This is a genomic window from Enterococcus sp. ZJ1622, from assembly GCF_011038845.1.
Taxonomy (GTDB): Bacteria; Bacillota; Bacilli; order Lactobacillales; family Enterococcaceae; genus Enterococcus_B.
In genome coordinates, this window is sequence record NZ_JAAKDW010000008.1 from 118,568 (window position 1) to 137,003 (window position 18,436).

Sequence of the window (18,436 nt, forward strand, 5' to 3'; positions counted from 1 at the left end):
AAAAATCTCAGTTATACTGAATCTTATATCAAAAATCAATGGGAAAAGAGGAGAGAGATGAACGGTAAATTAAAACGTGAAATTAATTTATTTGGTGCATTGGCTACAGTAATGGGAACGGTCATTGGTGCAGGGGTGTTTTTCAAGACAGCTTCTGTGACGGCAAGCACTCAATCGACGAGTTTGACACTGTTAGCTTGGCTACTGGGTGGTTTATTGACGATCTGTGCAGGACTGACTGTCGCAGAATTGGCGACAGCGATACCTGAAACGGGTGGCGCAGTCAAGTATATCGAAGCGGCATACGGGAAGCTTCCTAGCTTTTTATTAGGCTGGTCACAAAGCCTGATTTATTTTCCGGCAAATATCGCAGCTCTTTCGATCATTTTTGCTACCCAGCTCACGAATTTACTGCAGATTTCTGCCGATTATCTGCTTTTGATCGCAGTGATCACCGCGATTTCGATCACCGGGTTGAACTTGTTGGGAACTAAGGTCGGGGCCTATGTGCAATCTGCCACACTGATCGTCAAGCTGATACCGATCGCGGTCATCGTAGTTTGGGGGTTATTGACGCCAGGTAGCGGTGCTGTTCAGCTTTTCCCGATTGAAGCAGGAAAAGATACGACATTTGTCGAAGGGTTGAGCAGTGCATTGCTAGCGACCTTATTTGCTTACGACGGATGGCTCGGTGTAGGTGCGATGGCTGGAGAGATGAAGCGGCCTGAAAAAGATCTGCCTAAAGCGATTATCTTAGGATTGAGCTTCGTGACTTTGGTCTATTTACTGATCAACTTTGTTTTTCTGAAGACACTTCCTGTTGAACAGATCGCAGGAAATCTGAACGCAGCATCAGATGCTTCATCCGTGATTTTTGGAGAGTTAGGCGGGAAGATCGTTACGATCGGGATTTTGATTTCCGTTTACGGTGCCTTGAACGGGTATACTTTGACTGGGATACGTGTTCCTTATGCGATGGCACTGGAAAATGAACTGCCGTTTAGTAATTATCTGACAAAGCTATCCAAAAAATTCACAGTTCCTTATGTGCCAGCCCTCTTTCAGCTAGTCATCGCCTGTATCATGATGAGTCTTGGTTCTTTCGATTTCCTGACTGATATGCTGATCTTTGTGATGTGGTTGTTCAGCTTATTGCTTTTTGTCGGTGTATTCGTTCTTAGAAAAAAAGCGCCGGAATTGCCTAGACCCTATAAAGTACCATTGTATCCAGTGATACCTGTGATCGCGATCCTTGGAGCAGTCTTCATTTTGGGAATGACCCTGCTGACTCAGACAAATCTAGCTTTGATCGGGATTGGCGTCACCTTGTTAGGAATCCCTGTATATTATAAAAAAAAGCATGATAGTCGAAAAAACGGTTAGAATAACAAAAAAGTGCGGAGGACATTTCTTGTCTCTTCGTACTTTTTCTGTTTCAGTAAGAAAAGCAGGGGACTTATTTTTCTTTTTGGTTTTTGCTACTTCTGAAAGCCGTCCATCTGTGCTAAAGTAAATGATGAAAAGGAGCGATAAAAATGATATTTGATTCTCATACCCACTTAAATGCGGAACAATTTAATGAAGATATCCCAGAAACAGTGAAACGGGCGCAGGAGATGGGCGTGACTAAAATGGCAGTTGTCGGATTTGATACACCAACCATCGAAAAATCGTTGCTGCTAAGTCGCGAGTATCCAAACATATACAGTATCATCGGCTGGCATCCCACAGAGGCTGGCAGCTATACGAAAGAGATCGAGCAGAAACTCCAAGAACAGCTGACCTTACCGAAAGTGGTCGCTTTAGGCGAAATCGGCTTGGATTATCACTGGATGGAAGACCCGAAAGACGTACAGGACAAAGTATTTCGCAGACAGATCGCGATCGCAAAAGAAATGAACCTGCCAATCAGCATCCATACACGAGAAGCGCTTGAAGATACGTACAAAGTATTGAAAGAAGAAGACGTGCGGGACATCGGCGGGATCATGCACAGCTTCAGTGGAGATTTTGAATGGGCAGAACGCTTCCTGGACCTTGGGATGCATATCTCTTTCAGCGGGGTCGTGACCTTCAAAAAAGCACTGGATGTCCAAGATGCAGCAGCAAAAGTTCCAATTGAACGGATGTTAGTAGAAACGGATGCGCCTTATCTTGCTCCAGTACCTTTCCGGGGCAAAAGGAATGAACCGGGCTACACACGGTATACCGTCGAAAAAATCGCAGAGTTACGCCAGGCACCAATGGAAGAAATTGCCGCTCAAACATGGAAAAACGCCCATCGGTTATTCGGACTAAATGAAGATGAGTAAGCTGAAGATCCAAGAAATCATTGTCGTCGAGGGCAAAGACGATACAAGAAGATTGCAGGAAGTAGTTGAAGCCGATACGATCGAAACAATCGGTTCGGCGATCAATGAAGAAATCCTGATGCAAATCGAGCACGCACAAGAAACAAGAGGGGTGATCGTTTTTACCGATCCTGATTTTTCCGGAGAAAAAATCAGAAAAACGATCATGGAAGCTGTTCCCCAAGCCAAACACGCCTTTTTGCCCCGCAGTCAAGCCAGACCAAAGAAAAAAGGCAGTCTTGGCGTCGAACATGCAAATGATGCAGCGATTCTGGAAGCCTTGAAAAAAGTGGTCACACCTGATTCAGCAGAAACAGATACACCTGAAATTTCTAGACAAGAGCTTCTGGATTATGGTTTAATAGCTGGAGCACAAGCAAAAGAAAAACGGGAAAAACTGGGGGATGAACTGCGTATCGGTTATACGAACGGCAAACAGTTGGCCAAACGTCTGAAAATGTTTCGGATCGCCCCAGATGAGCTTGCACAAGCAATGAAAAAAGTGGAGGAACAACATGAGTGAATATCGTGAGATTGCGACACCCTCTCGAACAAAGGAAATCTTATTGAAACATGGTTTTTCATTTAAAAAAAGCCTAGGACAAAATTTTTTGACTGAACCGAATATTTTAAGAAAAATCGTAGAGACCGCACAAATCAATGAACAGACAAATGTCATCGAAGTAGGACCGGGTATCGGCGCATTGACTGAACAGCTGGCCAAACATGCCAAACAGGTCGTCGCTTTTGAGATCGATGATCGACTGATCCCGGTGTTGGCAGACACCTTGTCGCCTTATCCTAATGTGACAGTCGTGAACCAAGATATTCTGAAAACGGACTTGTCCACCGCAGCGGCTGAATACTTCTCAGAAAAATTACCGTTGAAAGTAGTCGCTAATCTGCCTTACTATATTACCACGCCGATCATGATGCATTTTCTGGAATCTGACGTGGTCGTGGACGAGATGGTCGTGATGATGCAAAAAGAAGTGGCTGACAGGATCTCCGCTGCACCAGGAACAAAAGCATACGGTTCGCTGTCGATTGCTGTCCAGTATTATATGGAAGCAAGTCTGGCCTTTATCGTACCAAAAACAGTATTTGTTCCGCAGCCGAATGTCGATTCTGCCATCTTGAAATTGACAAGAAGGGAAACACCCGCTGTTGAGGTCACCGATGAAAAAGCATTTTTCCGACTGACAAAGGCTGCTTTTCAACAACGTAGGAAAACATTGCGGAACAACCTACAGCATGCTTACGGAAAAGATGAGCAGACAAAAGAATGTCTGATGAAAAGCTTAGAAACTGCAGGAATCGATCCGAAACGTCGCGGTGAAACTTTATCCTTAGAAGAGTTCGCGGCATTGAGCAATGCAATGAAAGAAAATCAATTTTAGGAATAAAAAGCAAAAAAGAATGGAGTGGAAGAGAGGATCTGTCCGCTTCATTCTTTTTTATCGGACAAAGTGTCTTGACACATAAAATGAATAGCGATAGAATGAAGCGACATTAAGATGTCAAGACAGTTTAGGAGTGAAAAATGATGAAGAAAAACTCAGTTCGAAAATTAACCATCTCCGCATTATTGATCGGTATGGGCGTGATCATCCCGATGATCATGCCGAAGATCATGATCCCGCCAGCTTCCTTTACACTTGCTTCACATGTGCCATTATTTATTGCAATGTTTTTTTCACCGGGAGTAGCAGTGGCGGTCGCTTTAGGTACAACATTCGGTTTCTTTTTGACAACGCCTGTGATCATTGCGCTTCGAGCGTTATCACATATCGTATTTGCGTTGATCGGTGCATGGTATTTACAGAAAAATCCGAGTCTAGTTCTGAAAAACGGCCAATTTACTTTGGCAAATTGGCGATTCCAAGGATTCAATTTCTTGATTGGTGTGATCCACTCTCTTGTTGAGATGCTAGTCGTGAGTGCCTTTTATTTCATGGGGAACATGCCGGATACGTATTATTCGGAAGGCTACTTTTATACAGTTTTCATTTTGATGGGGATCGGTGGTTTGATCCACAGCTTGGTAGATTATAATATCGCTTATTTCGTCGCAGGAACATTGAGCAGATATTTTGATATTCCAGTATTTACGGAAGCAAAGAAACGCAGCCGGAAAGAGACACTTCATGGATTTTCAAGTAAAGCAGCTAAGTAGAATCGACGAGTCATCCCAGAGAAAGAGGTTGTGATCCTGCCGTTTAACTCTGAGGCACAAGGAACAATTTCAAAAAACAGCTTCTCATGTTTGATGAATATTGTGACTTGTGCCCGAGGAGTTGGCAGGAGAACACCGTGTATGAGAGGTTGTGAAAAAGCTGCCCTGCATCTAGTAATAAGAACAGACAAACAAAAATAGCTCTTCATATTTTTCGTTTGGCTGGACTTATTACCGCAGATGCAAGCTTTTGAACACCGTTTATAGAGAGGTTGTGAAAGAGACGTTTAGCCTTGAGTGATAAGAAGTGATTTTGAAAAATAGCTTCCCATATTTTTACAAAATCGTGTCTTATTGCCGATAGGCTATCTCATGAATTCCGTTGATTCGAAAAAAAGAGCTACGACAAGTCTTTTGTCGCAGCTCCTAAAAGGGGGCTTATGGAAGTGTGATGACTTCTTCTGTTTCTTTATCAAAGAAATGGCCTTTGTTGATATTGAATGCAAGATCGACCATTTCGCCTGGCTTATGGAAGTCACGTGCATCTACTTTTGAGATGAATTCGGTCGTTCCAGTTTTAGTATAAAGCATCGTTTCAGCACCTAATAATTCGGAAACAACGACTTCAGACTTCACTACAGCCTCTGGAGAAGCTTCGAGTGCTACTTGTTCGCTATGGATGTCTTCTGGACGGATACCGAAGACCACTTCTTTTCCTTCGTATCCTTTTTCGACCAATACTTTATTCTTGCCTTCTGGGATCTTGAGCTTCAAGCCGTGACCGTCAGAAATGACGCCGTCTTTCAGTGTCACATGGAAGAAGTTCATTGCAGGAGAGCCGATGAAGCCGGCAACGAACATATTGACTGGTGTGTCATAGACTTCCTTTGGCGTACCGATTTGCTGGATGAATCCATCCTTCATGATGACGATCCGGTCTGCCATCGTCATTGCTTCTGTCTGGTCATGGGTCACATAGATCGTGGTGGTTTCCAGGCGTTGATGAAGCTTCGCAATCTCCGCACGCATGGCTACACGCAATTTTGCATCCAAGTTTGACAAAGGTTCATCCATCAAAAAGACTTTTGCATCCCGAACGATTGCCCGACCTAAAGCGACACGCTGACGTTGTCCACCTGATAGAGCCGCAGGTTTACGTTTCAAGTATTCAGTCAATCCTAAGATCTCTGCTGCATTGTCCACACGTTTTTTGATATCCGCTTTATCATATTTTCGCAGTTTCAACCCGAAAGCCATGTTGTCGAAAACAGTCATATGAGGATACAATGCGTAGTTCTGGAAAACCATTGCGATGTCCCGATCTTTTGGTGCAATGTCATTCATGACTTTGCCGCCGATGTTCAATTCTCCCTCAGAAATATCTTCTAATCCGGCGATCATCCGTAGAGTCGTCGATTTACCACACCCGGAAGGACCGACAAAAACGATAAATTCCCGATCTTTGATTGCCAGATTGAAATCCGTTACGGAATAGTTCTCAGCGTTGTCATATTTTTTGTATACATTTTTCAGAGCCATTTCTACCATGAGCGATACCACACTTTCTATTAGTTTTATTACTTGTTTTAAGTATAAATGAAAGCGTTAACTGTGGGCAATGGCAGAATGAACAAGAATTTCAGCCTTTTTTTGTCAATATGCCAGTTTTGGTGGACGAAGCATGTGAATAGCCATGAAATTTGGTACACTGGAAGAAACAATTTGCACAAAAAGTGTGGAAGAGGAGTGTCATTTATGAAAATTGCATTGATTGCCCATGATAGAAAAAAACCGATGATGGTCAAATTAGCGACAGCGTACCAGACGATACTGGAAAAACACGAATTATTTGCCACTGGAACGACTGGTCAAAAAATCACTGAAGCGACTGGGCTGAAGATCCATCGTTTCAAATCAGGTCCTTTAGGCGGGGATCAGCAGATCGGCGCGATGATTTCCGAGGATCAGCTGGATCTGGTCATCTTTCTTCGCGATCCGTTAGCTGCTCAGCCGCATGAACCGGATGTGACCGCACTGATCCGTTTGTCAGATGTTTACGAGATTCCTTTAGCAACAAATATCGGAACAGCAGAAGTGCTGTTAAGAGGGCTGGAAGCTGGTTTTTTGGATTTTCGGACGATTGTCCATGAACTGGAAAAGCGGCCGCTGTCATTTTGAGTAAATAAAAAAATTTAATTATTGTTCGTTTTTTATCTCAGTGATTCACGTAATAGTGTTTTGCTATGCGGTTATTCACGAACATAAAACGGAATAACTTGTTTATCATTAGTTTTCTTTGTTTGCAGCAGATGGAAAAATGTGCTATAGTTCATCTGGGAATTGTTTCCCAAAATAAATCAGAGTAGGAAATAAAGCGTTAAGTGCTGAGAGGATGGGATGTTGCCTCTCGGACGAAGGACAAATTGTTCGCGGTTTTATTTTCGCATTCGCTGCATGTATTGTGTAGCAGCTCTTAAAGGAGATGCTAAAAATGAAGAAAAATCGATTAGATGCACGTATGATCGCTATCATGGGACTATTGATCGCTTTGATGGTCACATTATCTCGTCTGGTATCGATCGAAACACCCTTTGTCAAGATCAGTGTTACTTTTATTCCACAAGTGATCATGGGGATCCTCTTTGGGCCGTTCTGGTCAGGAATAGGAGCTGTACTAGCTGACTTGGTAGGCATGGCATTGTTCGCTAAATCCACATTCTTTCTTGGATTTACGCTGAATGCGTTCATTGAAGGAGCGATTTACGGGTTCTTCTTTTACCGAAAAGAGATTACTTGGAAAAATGCGATCCTTGCAACGTTGAGTGTCACACTGATCATCAATCTGATTCTGACACCGTTATGGCTGGCTATGTTGTACAACGTGCCATTGTTCAGCTGGGTCGTCTGGGCGCCTCGCCTGTTAAAAACAGTGATCTGGCTGCCACTGCAATCGATTGCTACCTATTATGTCGGTAGAAGTATCCCATATAAGAAGATATTAAGAAGTTTAACTATTCATGCAAAATAAAAAACAAGCAGTCTTCCCATCCCAGAAGACTGCTTGTTTTTATTGTGCGGTGAATTGTGCTTGATAAAGCTGACGGTAATATCCGTCTTTTTGCAATAGTTCGTCATGAGAACCCATCTCGACAATGGCTCCTTGATCCATGACTAATATCTGATCCGCATTTTTGATAGTAGATAGCCGATGGGCGATGACGAAGCTGGTTTTTCCTTCCATCATCGCAAGAAAGGCTTTTTGGATCTTTTTTTCTGTCAAGGTATCTACAGAGCTGGTCGCTTCATCTAGAATCAGCATCGGTGGATTGCTGATCATCGTACGTGCGATGGTCAGAAGCTGACGTTGCCCATCTGAGATTTTCAATCCTTGTCCGCCAATCTTTGTCGAGAGCTTTTCCGGAAGTCTCTGAACGAATTCATACATATAAGAAGCTTTCAGTGCTTCATAGATTTCCTCGTCAGTTGCTTCAGGATTCCCGTAACGGAGGTTTTCACGCAGGGTACTGTCGAACAGCCAAGTATCTTGTAGGACCATCCCGAAGCTTTTACGCAGTGTATCACGTTTGATCGTCCTGATATCATGTCCATCGATCGTGATAGTCCCGCTAGTCGTATCATAAAACCGCATCAGTAAATTGACAAGCGTTGATTTACCAGCACCGGTTTTTCCTACGATCGCAATGGTTTGACCAGGATGTGCCACAAAATTGAAATCTTCGATCAACTGTTGCTGAGGGACATAAGAAAAGGACACATGATCGAAAGCGACTTCTCCATGGATCGTTGCCGGCTCCAATGCATACGCATCTGGTGCGTCTGGTTTTTCTTCTGGCTGATCGATCAGTTCGAATGCACGATCCAAACCGGCAAGAGCCGTTTGCAGCTGGGTCGTGATCCCTGACAATTCAATGAAAGGTTTCGAGAATTGACTGGAATAGATCGTGAAGCTGGAGATCACACCTACAGTGATGTCAGAGCCTGATCTCAAGGCTAGCAATCCGCCAACCAGTCCGATGGAAAGATAGGCCATGTGATCCACAAATCGAGAAGAAGGGTTCGTCAATGAAGAAGAGAATTGCGCCCGTTGTCCTTTTTCATAAAGATCCCAGTTCAAATCTTCGAATTGCTGCTGGTTCATTTCCTCTTGCTGGAATGCTTTGACGATTTTCTGGTTCCCGATACGTTCTGTGACGAAGCCGGAAATGTGACCGATAATCTTTTGCTGTCTGTCGAAGTTTGCTTGTGAAGCACGTGCAACGATCCAGCTGACAAGAAATATGATCGGAGTAGAACACAAGACGACAAGTGTGAGCAGCGGACTTAAACGCAGCATGAAAACAAACGAGAGAACAATGATCGCTACACCAGAGAAAATCTGATTGAACGCCGCAGAGATTGCAATGGAGATGTTGTCCATATCATTCGTGAAACGGCTGACGATGTTCCCATGTGAGTTTTGATCATAGTATCTGAGTGGTAAACGGTTCAGATGGGCGAACGCATCTTTTCTCAACTTTGCGACGGAAAGGTAAGCTAGGCGATTGCTCAATACTTGGATCAGCCATTGACTGACGACGTTGATCAGTACGATCCCGCCGAATAAGACGAGCAAATGAAACAGACGATCGAAATGGACTTGCCCTTCGCCGATCATTTGGTCGATGCTTTGACCGATCTGCAGTGTCATAACGACCGTAGCCACGCCGTTGATGATTCCTAAAACTACAGCTAGCCAGATATTTTTGGAATAAGCAGTCAGATAAGGGACGAATCGTTTGAGTATCTGCCAGGATAATTTTTTTTGTTTCATTCTTCTTCCTCCTGTGACGAGACGATTTCGCGGTATTCAGATGACTGGCGGAGCAGTACTTCATGCGTTCCCTGTGCGGCGATACGCCCCTGATCCATCACTAGGATCGTTTGGGCTTCTTGGATCGAACGGACTCTTTGCGAGATGATGATAACAGTAGTATCCAAAGAAGTCTGCAATGCTTTTCGCAAGTCGAGATCTGTCTGGTAGTCCAATGCGCTGAGCGAGTCGTCCAAAATCAGCAGTTCAGGTTTAGCAATCAGCGCGCGTGCGATCGTCAATCGCTGTTTTTGACCGCCGGAGAAGTTTTTCCCGTTTTCCATCACTTGGGTATCCAAACCTTCAGGAAGTTTTCGGACGAATTCTTCTGCCTGGGCAATTCTCAAAGCTTCCCAGCATTCTTCATCTGTAGCGTCTTGTTTTCCCCACTGCAGATTTTCTCGGATCGTGCCGGTAAACAACACGGCTGTTTGCGGAACAAGGGCAATCTGGTTTCTCAACCGGTCAAGCTTCCATGAACGGACATCCAGATCGTCTAATGACACCGATCCCTCACTCACATCATAGAAACGCGGGATCAGCTGGGTCAAGGTCGTTTTCCCGCTCCCAGTTGGTCCGATGATCCCTAGAACGGACTTTCTCTTCAACTGGAAAGTGATATCTTGCAAAGCCAGACCAGATTCTGGTGTATAACGAAAATCAACGTGATCGAACTGGACGATCGTTTCAGAATCCATCACAGGTTTTCTAGATTCTTTTGAATCAGTGATCGTGTTTTCTGTGTCTAAAACTTCCTTGACACGATTTCCTGAAGCTTCTGCTCTCGTGAAGATCACCACGAGATTCGAAACGACGATCAATGCTAATAGCATTTGATTCATGTAATTGATCAAAGCCAGCACTTGTCCTTGCTGCAGCCCGCCAATGTTGACTTTGATGCCGCCGACCGTCAGCAAGCAGATGATCCCGATGTTCATGATCAAAGTAGTTGCTGGTGACAGCAATGCAGAGATATTAGAGACCCGAAGATAATTTTTAGCTAATTCATCGGTCTCTCCATCAAAAGCATGAACTTCTGTTTTAGTACGGGCAAATGCGCGGATCACCCGTACGCCACTTAGATTCTGACTGACCGTTTCATTCAAGCGGTCCAGCTTTTCCTGTACTTTTTGATAAAGGGGAACGGTCTTTTTGATGATGAAAAACAAAATGACCGAGAAAACAGGCAATAGTGCCAGGAAAAACAATCCGATCTCCCAATCGATCACAAAAGCCATCACGACAGACCCGATACTTAGGAAAGGAGCACGGATCAGCAAACGGATGACCATAGCAAGAGCAAGCTGCAGCTGGTTGATATCATTAGTCATCCGGGTGATCAGAGTATCTGTCCCGAAATAGTTCAACTCATTGTGCGAGAACGAGTTGATCTTTTTGATTAGCTGGTTTCTTAGTTCTGTTCCGAATCCTTGAGATGCAACTGATGCATAATATTGACAGATAATCGCACAAATCAAACCGATGACTGACATCGCGACCATCCATAACCCCATTTTGATGATCACGCCGAGGTCATTCATCTTTAGACCATTGTCGATCAAAGAAGCCATCAAAAGCGGCAGGATCAGCTCGAAGACCGCTTCAAGGAATTTGAAAAACGGTCCTAAAATGATCTGCTTACGATAGTCTTTTGCATAACGTAACAATTGAATCATATGATTCCTCCTATTATTTATTTGTATACTCACAAAATAAGCAAATCCTCTTCCATTGTAGCGGATGAAATTTAGAATGAAAAGAGAACAAGCCTTTTCATAAATGAAAGTTTTATTAATAGTAGACAGTTTGGGGGAAAAGTGATTCTGTTTTCAAAAAAAGAAGAGAGTAGGGCAAAATCAGCCCCAGCCTCTTCCTAAACAAGAATGTCCTGTTTTCTATCTGCTTATGATGGATAAGTTTGCCTAGATGAAAATTAACTGACGATGACAGCTATTTATCTCTTGAGAATAAAAAAGTGGTGATGCTACGGTTCAAGTAGAAGATCGCAAGGATCAAACAAATGGTATTTGTAATAAATAGGATCTCATAAAACGGTGAAGGTGAAGCTTCATTCTCCATAAGAACTAGTGTTATTTTTTGGTGAATAAATTAAAATTATTGACGTTATTAAATCTAATAATATCTTTTTCTTCATAAAGAATTATCCTTTTTTTGGATGTTATTGAATTATTTTTATATTTATTTTATAAGGTTATTGTAACAAATTGTTTACGGGAATTCTAATAAATTTTGAAACAAGTGAAAGCGGAAATTTTCGAGCAATCAGAAGAATTTTACGTGTAGAAATGATTCGAGGATACAACGGATTGTCTAAACAATTTGGAGGAACTGTTTACGTTCATTTAGAGGATGCTAACCGCATTTTTTACATTGTGAACGGTGACTTTTTCAATAACGGAACGACGACTTGGAATGCGGGTGTGAATATCGGGGTAGGGAAAAACTCGTCTATCAGGTTTGGCGTAACGAATACAACCTCCCATTATCAATATCGTTATGTCGAAAGTCGGTTGAGATTTTAAGAGAGGTTACGGAGGCTGTTGCTTCATTTGAACAACAAAGAACAAATTCAGAAACACAGTATCTTATGGTTTTTAACGATTGAGATTTGGATTTCCAAGCTGGCAAACAGGTACGCTGATAGTATGTAGAAGCACCAAGCTGAACCCAAGAAAAAACGAAAGGAGCTGTGACAAACATCTTGTCCAACTCCTTTTTCCAAATATACGGTGTTCCATCTGCTGCTTTTCGGTAATAAGCTCACTGAACAAGAAAATATGAGAAGCTATTTTCTGTTCAGTATCCTTATTCCTTAAAGCAGAACGCAGTTGTCACAACCTCACACACGGTGTTCTCTTGCCAACTCCTCGGGCACAAATCACAATATTCATCAAACATGAGAAGCTGTTTTTTGAAATTGTTCCTTGTGCCTCAGAGTGAAACGGCGGGCTCACAACCTCTGATTCACGGTGTTCCAGAGACAGCCTATCGGCAATAAGGCACGATTTTGTAAAATATGGAAAGCTATTTTTCAAAATCGCTTCTTATCGCTCAAGGCTGAACATCTCTGTCACAACCTCTTTCTAAATGGGAAAAAACAAATGATGGTTGTAATCAATAGAAGAACGGGGACAACATCCTCTTTCATCTCTATAGCAATCATACTGCTGTTTCGTTATTTTTTCCAATAATGAATATTTATATCCTCTATAATGTTTTGTAATGGCATCATTATGTTCATTTTGAATGAAATGCTTTGTAAAAAGCGTAGATCAATACAAAGAAAAATAATACAGTGATCTGCACCAGATAGTGTACATCGATCAGCTGGACACGTGTCTGTTCAGTGATCGCCATGTATAGCAGCGGTAAGAAAAAGACAACGGCAAGATAAGAGCCGACGATTTCTCTGAAGGTTCTCCAAGCCTGTTGTTTTTTCGCCTTCTTTTTGCTCATTTCTCTCAGTCCTCTCATCAGATGTATTTTTTCGATATGTACATTGCTTGTGAATGAAACATTTATTTTTCGAGTAAGAATTATAATCGAAAGAAGTATAAGTGTCTATGAATAGAAAAAAACATAAAAAACTATTTAAAAAATCTTATTGACAAAATGAATCCGTTTTCTATGATTGAATGGAGGTGAGTAAGATGTTAAAAAAGGAACTTTTGGATTATTTGGAGAATCAAACCGCTTTCATGGATCTAGAAAACATCAGTGAAGTGTTCACAGCAACTAAAATGGCAGCTCATTTTGAAGTCAAAAGAAACACGGTCAGTCATTATCTCAGCCAATTGAATGATGAACAGCTTTTAGTCAAGATCAATTCACGTCCAGTCATTTACTTTCATAAAGCCGCTTTTGAACAGCAGTATTTTCCGCTGGACACGACTTTTTATCTCTCTGTGGACGAAATAAAAAAAGAACAGCCATTTTTTGGTCGGCAAAATGATCTGTTTTCTCTGATGATCGGACACAGTGCTAGCTTGAAAGAAAGTATCGAGCAGATCAAGACCGCGCTTTATTACCCGGAAGGCGGGCTGCCTTTGCTAGTCACAGGAGAAAGTGGCACAGGGAAAAGTTATCTGGTCCGACTAATCTACAATTATTGTATCGAGCATGATCTTCTGGAAGAGTCGGCGCCATTCGTCACCTTGAATTGTGCACAATACGCAGATAACCCTGAACTTTTGACGAGTAATTTGTTTGGACATATCAGTGGTGCTTATACTGGAGCTGTCCATGATAAAACAGGAGCCTTGGAAGCAGCAGATGGCGGGATTTTGTTTTTGGATGAGGTACATCGCCTCAGTCCGGAAGGCCAAGAAAAACTTTTTACGTATCTGGATCAAGGAGTCATCTATCGCATGGGCGAACCGGATCGTCCGAGAAAGATCAGGGCCAGATTGTTTTTTGCTACGACCGAGGAGATCAGTAGTCATTTCCTCACGACGTTCATTCGACGGATCCCTATACGAGTCGAGCTTCCGCCTTTAAGTGAGAGAAGCCGGGATGAACGATTAGAATTGATCTATTCCTTTTTTCTTGAAGAGCAAAGAAAAATAAAACGTCCGATAGAAATCAGCGGACAGGTATTGTCTTTACTGGCAAACCAGCATTTTTCGGGGAATATCGGTGAATTGAAAAACAATGTGAAAGTCACGGCTGCAAAAGCTTTTTCTGAACAAAAAGACCAGGAAGAGGTGAAGATCCGTATCCAGCACTTGCATAAATCGATCCTTCGTCAATCGCTGACGAATAGCAAAAACACGTCCCAGCAAACGATTCGGATAACGGATACGCATTCGCTGGAACAACTGGCACAAAAAAACAAACCGGAGCAGCAGCGAATCATCCAGAGCTTCGAACAGATCTTGCTTGAATTCAAGAAAAGCGGTACTCAATTAGCCAATTGTGAAGAAAGACTGAAACAAGAAGTCGTGCGGCTCTTTGACTTTTTATTATTCGAAACAAGTCGGGAAGAAACGCATGAACTCTTGGTTTACTGGACGCATTATATCCGAGAGACGTTGAAACAAATGGAAACAGCGTACCAAATCAAATTTGACGGGAATAGTGTATACGCACTAAGTTATTATCTTTATCAGAGAAGTACAGTCAAATGGGTACCAGAAGATGAAGAGATCAGCCAGCTGATCAAATTGCTAGATCAGCAGATCGGAGAAGCCTACCCGGCGAACGATCATTATGCCCAGCGGATCCTTGAACTTAGTCAATCGAAATTAGATTTGGAAATCACTCCCATCGACCATATTTTATTGACGATCTATTTGAGACGTACGAAATGGACGAAAGAAAAAAGAATGCCCAAAGCGATTATTGCTGCCCACGGCTATGCAACGGCAAGCAGTATGGCCAATGTAGCCAACCGTTTACTTGGAAATGATCTGTTTGAATCATTCGATATGCCGTTAGATGTCACGCCTCAGCAAATCGCAGAAGAAATCTTAGCATACAGTAAGCATAATGACCTGTCGAACGGACTAGTCATTTTAGTCGACATGGGCTCATTGAAAGAGATCTATCAGTTCTTCAACAACCAGCTGTCTGCACCGATCGTCATCTTGAACAATGTCACTACTCCACTAGCGATTGCGGTAGGAGAATTACTTCAAAAAGGCACTGATTTAGAATCACTTATCCATAAGGCAGTTTCTTCCATCGAATCAGAATGGAAAATCATCTATCCAGAAGAGAACAAACCGAAAGCATTGATCACTACCTGTTTTACTGGTATCGGAACAGCGGTACATGTGAGTGAACTTCTGGAGAAAAGTCTGCCGCCTGGCTGCACCCTCAAGATCATTCCATATGAATACCATGTATTGAAAAATAAAAAATTGTCTGAATCGGTCTTTTCGATGTACGAGGTAGTCGGGATCATCGGCACAGCAGATCCTGGAATCGCGACCATGGATTATCTTTCTTTAGAATCACTGATCTCAGGAGAGCAGATGCAAGTATTGTCCCGATGGTTCGAGCCGATCATGACAGATACGGAAAAGGAGATTTTCAATCAAAAGGTCATCCGGAATTTTTCTCTTGAGAAAGTACTGGAATCTGTGACGATACTTGATACAGAAAAAGTGATGTCAGAGATCGAATTATTTATGCGGGAATTGGAGATCCGAATGAATCGACCGATCAGCAACTCAAAAAAACTAGCACTCTATGTACACGTCAGCTGTCTGATCGAACGGTTGATCCGGCAGATGCCGATCGAGACGTATCAGGATCATGGACAGCAGTGTCAAAAAGATACCATCGAGCTCATTAAAGAAGCATTTAGTGTCATAGAAGAACATTATAGTGTCGTCATGCCTGAATCAGAGATCCTATATATTTATGATATTTTGGTAAAAACAGCTGATACGGCAGAAAAAGAAGAAGAATTTTGAAAGAAGCAGGATACTGCCACTATTTTTGGCACGTATCTTGCTTTTTATTTAGTGTAAGTAAAGGAGAGGTGGAAAAGTGGAAAGAAAAATCATTTTAGCATCCCATGGACGATTTGCGTCGGGCATCCTGGATTCCCTGGAAATCATTTTTGGGAACAAACATCCGATCACAGCTTTAGACTGCTATCTTAGCGAATCGTTCGATCTGACAGAATCAGTCAAACGGCTGCTTGACGAAAATCAGGGAAAAGAAATCATTGTGATCACCGATCTGTTTGGCGGCAGCGTCAACAATGAATTTTTACAATATATCGACCAGGCGAAGCTTTATCTGATCGCAGGACTGAACCTGCCATTACTGATCGAATTGACCGCACAGATCGAACAAGCAGAATCGATCCCTCAACTGATCGCAGATACCTTGAGATCTTCGAAGGAAACGATCCAATTCTGCAATGACAGTATCAATAAAGAAATCGAAGAAGAGGAATTTTAGGAGGAAGAAACATGATCGTATTAACAAGAGTAGATCACCGGCTATTGCATGGACAAGTTGCATTTTCCTGGACGCAGACGATTGGTGCAGACTGTATATTGATCGCAAATGACGATGTACCGGTCAATGAGATCCGTAAAACGACGATCAAGCTGGCAAAACCGCAAGGCGTCAAGCTTGTGATCAAATCGATCGAGGATTCGATCGCAGCACTGAAAAGCGGCGTCACAGAGAAATACAAGCTGTTCATCGTCGTAGAATCGATCCAAGATGCTTACAAGCTGGCTGAAGCCTGTCCTGAAATAAACAAAATCAATCTGGGAGGGATCAAATCAAAAGAAGGGGCACGAAGTATCGGCAAAGCTGTAAATGTTTTACCGGAGGAAGAAGAACTGCTGAAAGCATTAGTCGAAAAAGATATCGAAGTAGAGATTCGTCAAGTGCCGGCAGACAAAAAGGTGGATGTAAGGGAAGTTTTGTAAGAAAGGAAGAAAGACGATGATTGTACAAGCAGTCTTATTAGGGGTCGTTGCATTTGTTGCACAGTCGGAGTATGCGCTAGGAACATCGCTGCTGTCCCGGCCGATCGTCACAGGGTTATTCACAGGTATCGTTTTAGGCGATGTGAAGACGGGGATCATCATGGGCGCCACATTAGAATTAGCATTTATCGGTTCGTTTTCAGTTGGTGCATCGATCCCTCCTGATGTGGTGACAGGCGGGATTTTAGGAACAGCCTTTGCCATCACAGCAGGTGCCGGAACAGAGACCGCACTTTTGCTTGGTTTGCCGATCGCTACACTGACTCTCATCCTGAAAAATATTTATTTAGGACTTTTGATCCCGATGATGAACCACAAAGCAGATAGTTATGCAGAAGAAGGGAACTATAAAGGGGTAGAACACATGCACCTCATTGCCGGATTTGGACTTTCACTGATGCTGGGGCTTGTTGTGATGATCTCTTATATGGTAGGGAGCAAGACGATCGGCAACTTATTAGATAAGATTCCAGATTTTGTCCAAAACGGGCTGACTGTAGCCACTGGTCTGATCCCTGCACTTGGATTTGCTATGTTGGCGCGGTTATTGATCAATAAAAAAGTAGCACCTTATTTCTTCTTAGGTTTTGCTTTAGCTTCTTATCTGGATATACCAGTAACTGGTATCGCTATTTTTGGGGCGATTTTAGCGGTTGTCGTTGTCAATATCATGAATGTTCGCCAAGGCGCAGTGCAGACGACTGCAGGGGAGGTAGACGAAGATGAAGATTTCTGAACAGGAAGAAAACAAGATAACCAAGAGAGAACTGAATCGGGTGTTCTGGCGCTCGTTCCAAATGGAGTTTTCGTGGAATTATGAACGTCAAATGAATATGGCCTATGTGTATGCCATGATTCCGATATTGAAGAAACTGTATCACACAAAAGAAGAGATGGCCCAAGCACTGAAAAGACATCTGGAGTTTTTCAATACCACACCGCATATCGTCACGCTGATTTTAGGGATCAATGCAGCGATGGAGGAAGAAAACAAACATGATCCGGCTTTTGATGTCACGGCAATCGATAGTATCAAGACGTCATTGATGGGGCCATTAGCTGGGCTTGGTGATTCTTTTTTCTGGGGGACACTTCGCTTGATCGCAACAGGGGTAGGAACCTCTTTGGCCATGCAGGGGGATATCCTAGGACCGATTCTGTTTATTCTGATTTTCAACATCCCGCACATCTTGTTCCGTTATCTGGCAACAGGCTGGGGCTATCGGTTAGGGACTGGATTTTTGAGGAAAATCCAGGAAAATGGCATGATGGAAAGCCTGACGCTAGGTGCTTCGATCATCGGATTGATGGTGGTAGGGGCAATGACGGCAACGATGATCAGTATCAATATCCCTTTGAAAATCGGTACGGGAGAAAATGCAGTGACTGTCCAAAGCATCTTTGATGATATCGTTCCTAATATTTTAAGTTTAGGCGCATTTGGCGCAGTCTTCTATTTACTGAAAAAAGAAGTGAAACCATTGATGATCTTGATTGGACTGGCTTTGTTCGGTATCGCTGGGTCATGGATCGGTATTTTTTAGAAAAAGGGGAAAGAAAA

16 protein-coding genes, 1 pseudogene and 1 riboswitch are annotated in these 18,436 nt (G+C 42.8%); of the genes and pseudogenes, 13 read left to right on the plus strand and 4 right to left on the minus strand.

The window, feature by feature from the left end; genetic code table 11:
* The first annotated feature begins 57 nt into the window (after positions 1-57).
* From G7Y42_RS09285 to G7Y42_RS09305, 5 genes are all read left to right on the plus strand, one after another.
* Positions 58-1,383, plus strand: coding sequence for an amino acid permease (locus G7Y42_RS09285; RefSeq protein WP_165005563.1), 1,326 nt, complete (start codon positions 58-60; stop codon positions 1,381-1,383).
* Positions 1,384-1,535: 152 nt separating this feature from the next.
* Positions 1,536-2,312 carry a TatD family hydrolase gene (locus tag G7Y42_RS09290; RefSeq protein WP_165005564.1) on the plus strand — a complete coding sequence of 259 codons (777 nt, stop codon included), beginning with the start codon at positions 1,536-1,538 and terminating at the stop codon, positions 2,310-2,312.
* Positions 2,305-2,874, plus strand: coding sequence for a ribonuclease M5 (gene rnmV, locus G7Y42_RS09295; RefSeq protein ID WP_165005565.1), 570 nt, complete (start codon positions 2,305-2,307; stop codon positions 2,872-2,874). The genes G7Y42_RS09290 and rnmV overlap by 8 nt, the downstream gene beginning before the upstream one ends.
* Positions 2,867-3,751: a 16S rRNA (adenine(1518)-N(6)/adenine(1519)-N(6))-dimethyltransferase RsmA gene (rsmA, locus tag G7Y42_RS09300; protein ID WP_165005566.1), complete on the plus strand. Its 885-nt coding sequence runs from the start codon at positions 2,867-2,869 to the stop codon at positions 3,749-3,751. Before rnmV ends, rsmA begins: the two co-directional genes overlap by 8 nt.
* A 146-nt stretch (positions 3,752-3,897) precedes the next feature.
* The gene (locus G7Y42_RS09305; protein ID WP_165005567.1) at positions 3,898-4,527 is read left to right on the plus strand and encodes a hypothetical protein; all 630 of its coding nucleotides are present in this window, start codon (positions 3,898-3,900) and stop codon (positions 4,525-4,527) included.
* Between the two features lie 438 nt (positions 4,528-4,965).
* On the opposite strand, the gene ugpC is transcribed toward G7Y42_RS09305, so the two are convergent.
* The gene (gene ugpC, locus G7Y42_RS09310; protein ID WP_165005568.1) at positions 4,966-6,075 is read right to left on the minus strand and encodes a sn-glycerol-3-phosphate ABC transporter ATP-binding protein UgpC; all 1,110 of its coding nucleotides are present in this window, start codon (positions 6,073-6,075) and stop codon (positions 4,966-4,968) included.
* A 207-nt stretch (positions 6,076-6,282) separates the two neighbouring features.
* Here ugpC and mgsA point away from each other — a divergent pair, with 207 nt between their 5' ends.
* On the plus strand, positions 6,283-6,705 hold the full coding sequence (mgsA, locus tag G7Y42_RS09315) for a methylglyoxal synthase (protein WP_165005569.1): 423 nt from the start codon (positions 6,283-6,285) through the stop codon (positions 6,703-6,705).
* A gap of 178 nt (positions 6,706-6,883) precedes the next feature.
* Positions 6,884-6,982: riboswitch (THF riboswitch) on the plus strand.
* Positions 6,983-7,018: 36 nt separating this feature from the next.
* The gene (locus G7Y42_RS09320) at positions 7,019-7,555 is read left to right on the plus strand and encodes a folate family ECF transporter S component (RefSeq protein WP_165005570.1); all 537 of its coding nucleotides are present in this window, start codon (positions 7,019-7,021) and stop codon (positions 7,553-7,555) included.
* A gap of 39 nt (positions 7,556-7,594) precedes the next feature.
* Here G7Y42_RS09320 and G7Y42_RS09325 read toward each other — a convergent pair whose 3' ends face one another.
* Together G7Y42_RS09325 and G7Y42_RS09330 are read right to left on the minus strand one after the other, a co-directional pair.
* On the minus strand, positions 7,595-9,358 hold the full coding sequence (locus G7Y42_RS09325) for an ABC transporter ATP-binding protein (protein ID WP_165005571.1): 1,764 nt from the start codon (positions 9,356-9,358) through the stop codon (positions 7,595-7,597).
* Entirely contained in the window at positions 9,355-11,073 is a 1,719-nt protein-coding gene (locus G7Y42_RS09330; protein ID WP_165005572.1) for an ABC transporter ATP-binding protein, read from the minus strand. The genes G7Y42_RS09325 and G7Y42_RS09330 overlap by 4 nt, the downstream gene beginning before the upstream one ends.
* 576 nt (positions 11,074-11,649) lie before the next feature.
* Between G7Y42_RS09330 and G7Y42_RS09335 the strand changes: the two are divergent.
* Positions 11,650-11,940: pseudogene (locus G7Y42_RS09335) on the plus strand (hypothetical protein); the annotation flags it as partial.
* Between the two features lie 715 nt (positions 11,941-12,655).
* On the opposite strand, the gene G7Y42_RS09340 reads toward G7Y42_RS09335, so the two are convergent.
* Positions 12,656-12,874, minus strand: coding sequence for a hypothetical protein (locus tag G7Y42_RS09340; protein WP_165005573.1), 219 nt, complete (start codon positions 12,872-12,874; stop codon positions 12,656-12,658).
* Between the two features lie 194 nt (positions 12,875-13,068).
* Between G7Y42_RS09340 and G7Y42_RS09345 the strand changes: the two genes are divergently transcribed.
* From G7Y42_RS09345 to G7Y42_RS09365, 5 genes are all read left to right on the plus strand, one after another.
* Entirely contained in the window at positions 13,069-15,837 is a 2,769-nt protein-coding gene (locus G7Y42_RS09345) for a sigma-54-dependent transcriptional regulator (RefSeq protein WP_165005574.1), read from the plus strand.
* A gap of 76 nt (positions 15,838-15,913) precedes the next feature.
* A complete protein-coding gene (locus G7Y42_RS09350) occupies positions 15,914-16,333 on the plus strand; it encodes a PTS sugar transporter subunit IIA (protein ID WP_165005575.1) in 420 nt (139 codons plus the stop codon).
* An 11-nt stretch (positions 16,334-16,344) separates the two neighbouring features.
* Positions 16,345-16,815, plus strand: a complete 471-nt coding sequence (locus tag G7Y42_RS09355; protein ID WP_165005576.1) for a PTS sugar transporter subunit IIB — start codon at positions 16,345-16,347, stop codon at positions 16,813-16,815.
* A gap of 16 nt (positions 16,816-16,831) precedes the next feature.
* The gene (locus tag G7Y42_RS09360) at positions 16,832-17,611 is read left to right on the plus strand and encodes a PTS mannose/fructose/sorbose/N-acetylgalactosamine transporter subunit IIC (protein WP_165005577.1); all 780 of its coding nucleotides are present in this window, start codon (positions 16,832-16,834) and stop codon (positions 17,609-17,611) included.
* Positions 17,598-18,419 carry a PTS system mannose/fructose/sorbose family transporter subunit IID gene (locus G7Y42_RS09365; protein ID WP_165005578.1) on the plus strand — a complete coding sequence of 274 codons (822 nt, stop codon included), beginning with the start codon at positions 17,598-17,600 and terminating at the stop codon, positions 18,417-18,419. The genes G7Y42_RS09360 and G7Y42_RS09365 overlap by 14 nt, the downstream gene beginning before the upstream one ends.
* The last annotated feature ends 17 nt before the right edge of the window (positions 18,420-18,436 follow it).

What these genes read in the sequence shown, in the direction of transcription:
- G7Y42_RS09285 (WP_165005563.1), top strand. Translation starts at nt 58, where the DNA reads ATGAACGGTAAATTAAAACGTGAAATTAATTTATTTGGTGCATTGGCT.
- G7Y42_RS09290 (WP_165005564.1), top strand. Translation starts at nt 1,536, where the DNA reads ATGATATTTGATTCTCATACCCACTTAAATGCGGAACAATTTAATGAA.
- rnmV (WP_165005565.1), top strand. Translation starts at nt 2,305, where the DNA reads ATGAGTAAGCTGAAGATCCAAGAAATCATTGTCGTCGAGGGCAAAGAC.
- rsmA (WP_165005566.1), top strand. Translation starts at nt 2,867, where the DNA reads ATGAGTGAATATCGTGAGATTGCGACACCCTCTCGAACAAAGGAAATC.
- G7Y42_RS09305 (WP_165005567.1), top strand. Translation starts at nt 3,898, where the DNA reads ATGAAGAAAAACTCAGTTCGAAAATTAACCATCTCCGCATTATTGATC.
- ugpC (WP_165005568.1), bottom strand. Translation starts at nt 6,075, where the DNA reads ATGGTAGAAATGGCTCTGAAAAATGTATACAAAAAATATGACAACGCT.
- mgsA (WP_165005569.1), top strand. Translation starts at nt 6,283, where the DNA reads ATGAAAATTGCATTGATTGCCCATGATAGAAAAAAACCGATGATGGTC.
- G7Y42_RS09320 (WP_165005570.1), top strand. Translation starts at nt 7,019, where the DNA reads ATGAAGAAAAATCGATTAGATGCACGTATGATCGCTATCATGGGACTA.
- G7Y42_RS09325 (WP_165005571.1), bottom strand. Translation starts at nt 9,358, where the DNA reads ATGAAACAAAAAAAATTATCCTGGCAGATACTCAAACGATTCGTCCCT.
- G7Y42_RS09330 (WP_165005572.1), bottom strand. Translation starts at nt 11,073, where the DNA reads ATGATTCAATTGTTACGTTATGCAAAAGACTATCGTAAGCAGATCATT.
- G7Y42_RS09340 (WP_165005573.1), bottom strand. Translation starts at nt 12,874, where the DNA reads ATGAGCAAAAAGAAGGCGAAAAAACAACAGGCTTGGAGAACCTTCAGA.
- G7Y42_RS09345 (WP_165005574.1), top strand. Translation starts at nt 13,069, where the DNA reads ATGTTAAAAAAGGAACTTTTGGATTATTTGGAGAATCAAACCGCTTTC.
- G7Y42_RS09355 (WP_165005576.1), top strand. Translation starts at nt 16,345, where the DNA reads ATGATCGTATTAACAAGAGTAGATCACCGGCTATTGCATGGACAAGTT.
- G7Y42_RS09360 (WP_165005577.1), top strand. Translation starts at nt 16,832, where the DNA reads ATGATTGTACAAGCAGTCTTATTAGGGGTCGTTGCATTTGTTGCACAG.
- G7Y42_RS09365 (WP_165005578.1), top strand. Translation starts at nt 17,598, where the DNA reads ATGAAGATTTCTGAACAGGAAGAAAACAAGATAACCAAGAGAGAACTG.